A 5,533-nucleotide genomic window follows, 5' to 3' on the forward strand; every position below is an offset into this window, starting at 1 on the left:
GAACCGACGGAGCTGTCAGCCAGCTTAGCAGCACTGATGCTGCCGTCCGGCAGAATCTCTGCACTGCGGACTTCCTCGGCCAGGTGGGCCAGCGTAATCTCGCCTTCACCGATGTGCCGGCTCTCCACTGCGGCTTCCGCCAGATGGCTGCCGTCAATGCTGCCGGAGGACAGGTGGCGGGAGGTCACAGCTTCATCTGCCAGCTTGGAACTGACAATACTGCCGTCCTGCACTTGTATAGAAGAGACTGAACTAGGGAGGATATGGCCGTTACCGATCGACATCGGGCGGATGTGTGCCCCGCCGATGCTTGCCGGCGCCAGATGTCTTCCCTGCACTGCGGTATCGCTGATAGAGGCAGGAACGACCGCTCCCGGCGCTAAGTGCTCGGCTGTCACCGCAGCAGGCGCCAGCTTGGGAGAACTCACACTGCCATCAGCCAGCTTGATGGATGTAACGGACAAATCACTAAGCTTATCGGTCGAGATGCTTTCCGGCGATATCTTTAATGAAGTCACAGCATGATCTGCCAGGTGATGCGGCTGCACCGCCCCTGCAGCCAGGTGAACTTCCTTCACTGCACCTGAAGCCAGCTTGTCGCCGGTCACTGCTCCGGCCTGCAGAGCTGTGCTGCTGACACTGTTCTCGGCGAGATGCTTGCGCTCAACGGCACCCGGAGCCAGGTGTTCGGTATCTACTACCGCACCTTGCAGCACCCGGCCGCTGACGCTGGCATCCGCCAGATGTTTTTCCTCCACCGCACAGAAAGCGATATGCTCTCCGCTCACGGCTTCCCGGACAATGGTATGGCTGCTCACGGAACCGGGAGCCAGCTTCGCACCGATAACCGACCCGTCTGCCAATTTGGCAGTAGTTACACTATGCGGAAGGAGATGGTCTGTCGTGACGGATTCATGCGCCAGCTGTTTACCGGTTACCGCACCGGAAGCCAGGTGGGTATTCAGCACCGCACCTGCCTGCAGCTGTTCTGAACCTACGGATTCAGTGCTCAAGTGGGACTGATCCACCGCTTCACGCTGGATGTGAGCGGAGGTAATCGCCTGCATGGCAATCTGCGGACTGCGGACTGCCGACTTCGCCAGATGGCGGGTCGTTACCGCTTCATCGGCCAGCTTATGCGTCAGGATGCTTTGGTCGGCGATTTTGGAGGAGGTCACCGCCTGCTCGACAATCTGCGCCGTCCCCACAGCCCCTTCCGCCAGCTTCACAAAAGAAATACTCCGGTCAGCCAGATGATTTGCCTTGATTTCCCCGTCACCGATATGGGTCCCGTTTATGCTCTCCGAACTCAGGTGCTGGCTGCGTACAGCCCGCTCTCCGAGCTGCCGTGAGCCGACCGCACCATCGGCCAGATGCCCGCTCTCGATCACAGCAGAGCCCAGCTGCTCTTTGCCGATCAGCTTGTCGGCCAGCTGCTCCCGCCCGATCGCACCGGGGGCCAGATGCTTCGCGGTCACCGCCCCTTCCTTCAGATGGCTGCTGCCGATGCTGCCCTCAGCCAGCTTGGCGCCGGTGATTTCGCCATCGGCAATTTTGTCACCGGATACTGCGTCATCCGCCAGCTTGGAGCGGTCTATAATGCCGTTCGCCAGGTGGCGGCTGACAATGCTGCTGCTTAGAATTTTCTCGCCGCTAACGGCACCGTCCTCCAGCAGCTCAGAGGTGATCAGCAGCTCGCTCAAATGGCGGCCGGAGATCGAGCGGTCCGCGATCTGCTCTCCTCCGATCGTGCGGTCAGCCAGCTTTTCCGGCCCGATACTTCCGTTTTTCAGCTTTTCGCCGCCGATCGAATAATCCAGCAGCTTGCCTCCGCTGACACTTCCTTCGGCCAAATGCTCGCCCGATACCGACTCAGGGGCCAGTTTGGACGAGGTAATCGCCTTATCCGCGATGTTAATACTCTGTACTGCATAATCCTGCAGCCACGGCGTGCCGATAATGCCGAATTTCAGCTTGGACCCGTCGATCGTCCGGGGAGCGATTTTCGGACCGGTCACTGCGGCCTCCGAAAGATCATCGGTGTACACCTTCTGCAGCCGTTCCTTCTCCGTCACAAGCGGAGCAGCCGGCACTTTTAATGGAGAAACCGCCTCTATCTCAAGCGCTTCTTCCACTGCCGGCTTCAGCAGCTGATTCGTTTCTAGGGCGGCCGGCTGTGCCGGAAGCTCCGCTGTGCCAACGCCGCTAACCTGCAGAGTCTGGTCTGGCACGCTCACCTCCGCCACCGTATCCGCGCCTTCGGCTGGCGTAGTATTCCCCTCCTGTACCCTTGGACCGCTTCGCAGCATGCTCAATTCTGTTTTATTGGGATTATCTACATAATAGAGTCGTTTTTTTGAGCTGTTATGCCGGTTCTTTCTGGAGCCCTTCACAAGCAGTCTCCTCCTTCCATCGAATGTTTCTCCTAGGCATCATATGCAGTAAGGTAGGCGGATGACACCCTTTTGCAGCATGCCTGCCATTCTTTACACCCGTAAGATCCTGCTTCAAAAAAGGGCATCTGCCGCCGCGCATTCGTCCATCCCCCGAAGCCCCGTACAAACATACAATGCTAAAGAAGGGGAACCGCCGTAATTACAGAAGATAACGGGAGGAACGAACATGGGGCAAAAGCTCGTGGGAATACTGCTAAATGCCGCTATGCACCGGGGCGTTCCCCGGTTAAAAACGGGACAGGAGTCGCTGGAAAGCTATGAGGAGGCTGCCGCCGCCTACGGAATGATCCCCTGCTTTCTGCAGCTCTCCGACATCAATCCGGAATCAGGGTTCAGCATCGCTTACGTGAAGGGAAGTCAGGGATACGTCAGAACCGTCATCCCGACACCGGGCGTGATTCATAACAGGGCGATCTACAGCCAGGGCAGCACCGGGATCGACCGGCTGCTGGGGCAGGGCCTCCTGATATTTAATACATGTAACCGCTACGGAAAAGATCAGATTCACGGACTGCTGGAGCAGACTGAAGCACTACAGTGCTTTTTACCTGACTCAAGGACCGGATTGTCCGGGCTGAAGGAAATGATGAACCGCTATTCTGACCTCATTCTCAAACCGTGCCGCGGCAGTGTCGGCAAGGGCGTCATGCGCCTGTCCCGGATCAGTGCGCGCCGCTGGACCTGGAGTTATCTCCCTTCCGGCTCGCGCCGCTGGTTGAGCAGTACGGTGGACCCGCAGGCTTTGCCAAGGGCCCTGCGGTTACGCTTCGCATCCGTACCCTATCTGGTACAGGAACGCATTCCGCTGGCTGAGGTCAGCGGCCGGCCCTTTGATCTGCGGGTCACCGTGCAGCGCGGCTGGGGCGGAGAGTGGCAGGTAACCGGCATGTTCGCCAAACTTGCGGCACCTGGCGGATTTGTCTCGAACATTGCCAGAGGCGGTGAAGCGTTAAGCGCATCCGCTGTTCTGAATCAGGTCTTCACCGGTAGTGCAGCGGCACGTATCCGCATGTCCGTCACATCTCTCAGTCTCTCTATCGCTCACCAGCTGGAGAGAAACCTGCCAGGCCTTGCCGATATCGGACTGGATATCGGCATCACCAGGGACCAGCGTCTGTATTTCATCGAATGCAACGGGCGCGACCAGCGCTATGGATTCCAGAAAGCCGGGCTGAGCGGAACCTGGAAAGACAGCTACCGCAGGCCGATGGGCTATGCCCGTTTCCTGCTTGAAGATCCCGCAAGGTATATCCGTTATTGATTTGTCTCTTATTCTATGTCAATATAATGCAGAGCGGTAACGGTCCCGGAAGCGGGACCGTTACTCTGCATGATGGAAGGGAGATAATCATGGTTAAACAATTGCTGCGGCTGATGACTGAGCTGTCCTCACGAAGATGGCTTTCCCGGTTAATGGGAGCTTTCTCCCATAGCAGACTCAGCCGTTTTTTGATCCCGGTATTCATTCGGACTTATCATATTCCTGCCGCCGAAGCGGAGAAGCCGTCCGGCGAATACCACACGCTAAATGAATTTTTCAGCCGCCGGCTGAAGCCTGGAATGCGCATAGTAGCGGATGGGGCTGATGTGGTTGCCAGTCCGGTAGACGCTCTGATTACCGCCATGGGTGAGATTCATTCCGGAACCATTATGAATGTTAAAGGGCAGGATTACCTGCTGGAAGAATTGCTTAACCACTCTCCGCATATGGAGCTGTACAAAAAGGGCTTCTTCTTCGTACTGTACTTAAGCCCGACGGATTATCACCGGATTCACGCGCCGCTTACCGGACGCAGGATTGAGAGCGACTACATCCGCGGCCGGGCCTATCCCGTCAACGAATTCGGCATGAGACATATGAAGAGTGTGCTGAGCCGCAATGAACGGCTCATTACTTATATTGCCGGAGCCAACGGTGAAGCCGCCGTTGTGAAGGTTGGTGCGATGAATGTGAGCAGCATTCATTATTCGGATGCTGAAGCGGATCAGTGGCAGATCGGAGAGGACCTCGCCTATTTCGAATTCGGTTCTACGGTGGTGCTGCTGCTTGAGAACGGCACCTTTACTCCGCGGCCCGGACTAACGGGCGAGACCAAGGTTAAGATGGGGGAACTGTTGGGGACACTGCGGCGCCCTACTTAAACCGCCAGGACATACTTCAAAGCCCCGTCCAAGGAGCGCAGGCAATCCCTTGGACGGGGCTTTGATTTGTATAAAAACTCTCACAAAAGATATATATTTACTTTTACCGCACAAATGTGTTGGCTACCCGCTCGGATTTTAGAAAGTAAGACACCCAAATCATGCAGGTAAAGCCTGTTCTTATAAGATCACGGAGGCTGCCGCCTTGGCCCGTCTCTCTGATCAGCGGTATGTTCAGCTGCAGAATATAATCAATAATAGCTATTAGCAGGTTGCAGCAATAGAGCAGAATGATGATGCGGGGCAATATGGATTTTTTCCGGTAAAACAACACCAAAGTAACGACAGAGAAGAGCAGCAGCAGCAGATTTGCCGAAGCCTCGAATACAAGCAGGGTAGCCCACAGCGGATGATATAATTCTCCCTGTTTGGATGTGGCCATGTCCCAGTACTCCGATTGAAAGCTTGGAAGGTTATAGTTCAGCAACTGTGTCGCCACTAAAATTAGCGTTGCAAACAATCCGATCTGCACAAGTATCAGCCAGCCCCCCAGACCCGAAGGCCCTAGCGGCCTATATGCTTGCGTTTCCTGTTGAATCTCCGTTTCCATACATTTTCCTCCTAAATTATTGTAGTGTTGGGTGCTTGCTCCATATCATGTTTCATTCTCCGTATCATCTTGTTCAATATAAGGCACTGAAATATCTTTTGCGTTCCCAGATACAACAGGTTTTCCAGTCAAATAACTAGGAAAATCGCTGTATTTCTTTTCAACGGATTCAATCATATCGTAAAATCATCATAATAAGATCTACTATGTGATCCTGAGTATGTAGAAATTGTGTACTCATCATTAATCAACGTATCTGCATTATTAGTAGCAGGCGGCAAAAAGAATCCGTTGGCTGATGAATTAAGATCAACACTGTTATTAA

General features: G+C 54.8%; 4 protein-coding genes and 1 pseudogene. 2 read left to right on the forward strand and 3 right to left on the reverse strand.

Going from position 1 to position 5,533, the window contains the following annotated elements; genetic code table 11:
* A pseudogene (locus AQR02_RS23675) lies at positions 1–2,393 on the reverse strand (WIAG-tail domain); the annotation flags it as partial.
* Between the two features lie 229 nt (positions 2,394–2,622).
* On the opposite strand from AQR02_RS23675, the gene AQR02_RS23680 reads away from it, so the two are divergent.
* On the forward strand, positions 2,623–3,717 hold the full coding sequence (locus tag AQR02_RS23680) for a YheC/YheD family endospore coat-associated protein (protein WP_054942861.1): 1,095 nt from the start codon (positions 2,623–2,625) through the stop codon (positions 3,715–3,717).
* A gap of 89 nt (positions 3,718–3,806) precedes the next feature.
* Positions 3,807–4,598 (forward strand): archaetidylserine decarboxylase, encoded by a 792-nt coding sequence (gene asd / locus AQR02_RS23685; protein WP_054942862.1) that lies wholly within the window; start codon positions 3,807–3,809, stop codon positions 4,596–4,598.
* Positions 4,599–4,701: 103 nt separating this feature from the next.
* Here the strand turns inward: asd and AQR02_RS23690 are convergent, their stop codons facing one another.
* Both AQR02_RS23690 and AQR02_RS35220 read right to left on the reverse strand, forming a co-directional pair.
* Positions 4,702–5,208 (reverse strand): DUF2569 domain-containing protein, encoded by a 507-nt coding sequence (locus tag AQR02_RS23690; protein WP_054942863.1) that lies wholly within the window; start codon positions 5,206–5,208, stop codon positions 4,702–4,704.
* Between the two features lie 45 nt (positions 5,209–5,253).
* On the reverse strand, positions 5,254–5,385 hold the full coding sequence (locus AQR02_RS35220; protein ID WP_280818664.1) for a hypothetical protein: 132 nt from the start codon (positions 5,383–5,385) through the stop codon (positions 5,254–5,256).
* Between the last annotated feature and the right edge of the window lie 148 nt (positions 5,386–5,533).

Origin of the sequence: Paenibacillus ihuae, from assembly GCF_001368795.1 — a bacterium.
GTDB classification, from domain to species: domain Bacteria; phylum Bacillota; class Bacilli; order Paenibacillales; family Paenibacillaceae; genus Paenibacillus_AQ; species Paenibacillus_AQ ihuae.

Excerpts from the sequence above, each read along its gene's own strand:
- AQR02_RS23680 (WP_054942861.1), top strand. The coding sequence starts at position 2,623 with ATGGGGCAAAAGCTCGTGGGAATACTGCTAAATGCCGCTATGCACCGG.
- asd (WP_054942862.1), top strand. The coding sequence starts at position 3,807 with ATGGTTAAACAATTGCTGCGGCTGATGACTGAGCTGTCCTCACGAAGA.
- AQR02_RS23690 (WP_054942863.1), bottom strand. The coding sequence starts at position 5,208 with ATGGAAACGGAGATTCAACAGGAAACGCAAGCATATAGGCCGCTAGGG.
- AQR02_RS35220 (WP_280818664.1), bottom strand. The coding sequence starts at position 5,385 with ATGATTGAATCCGTTGAAAAGAAATACAGCGATTTTCCTAGTTATTTG.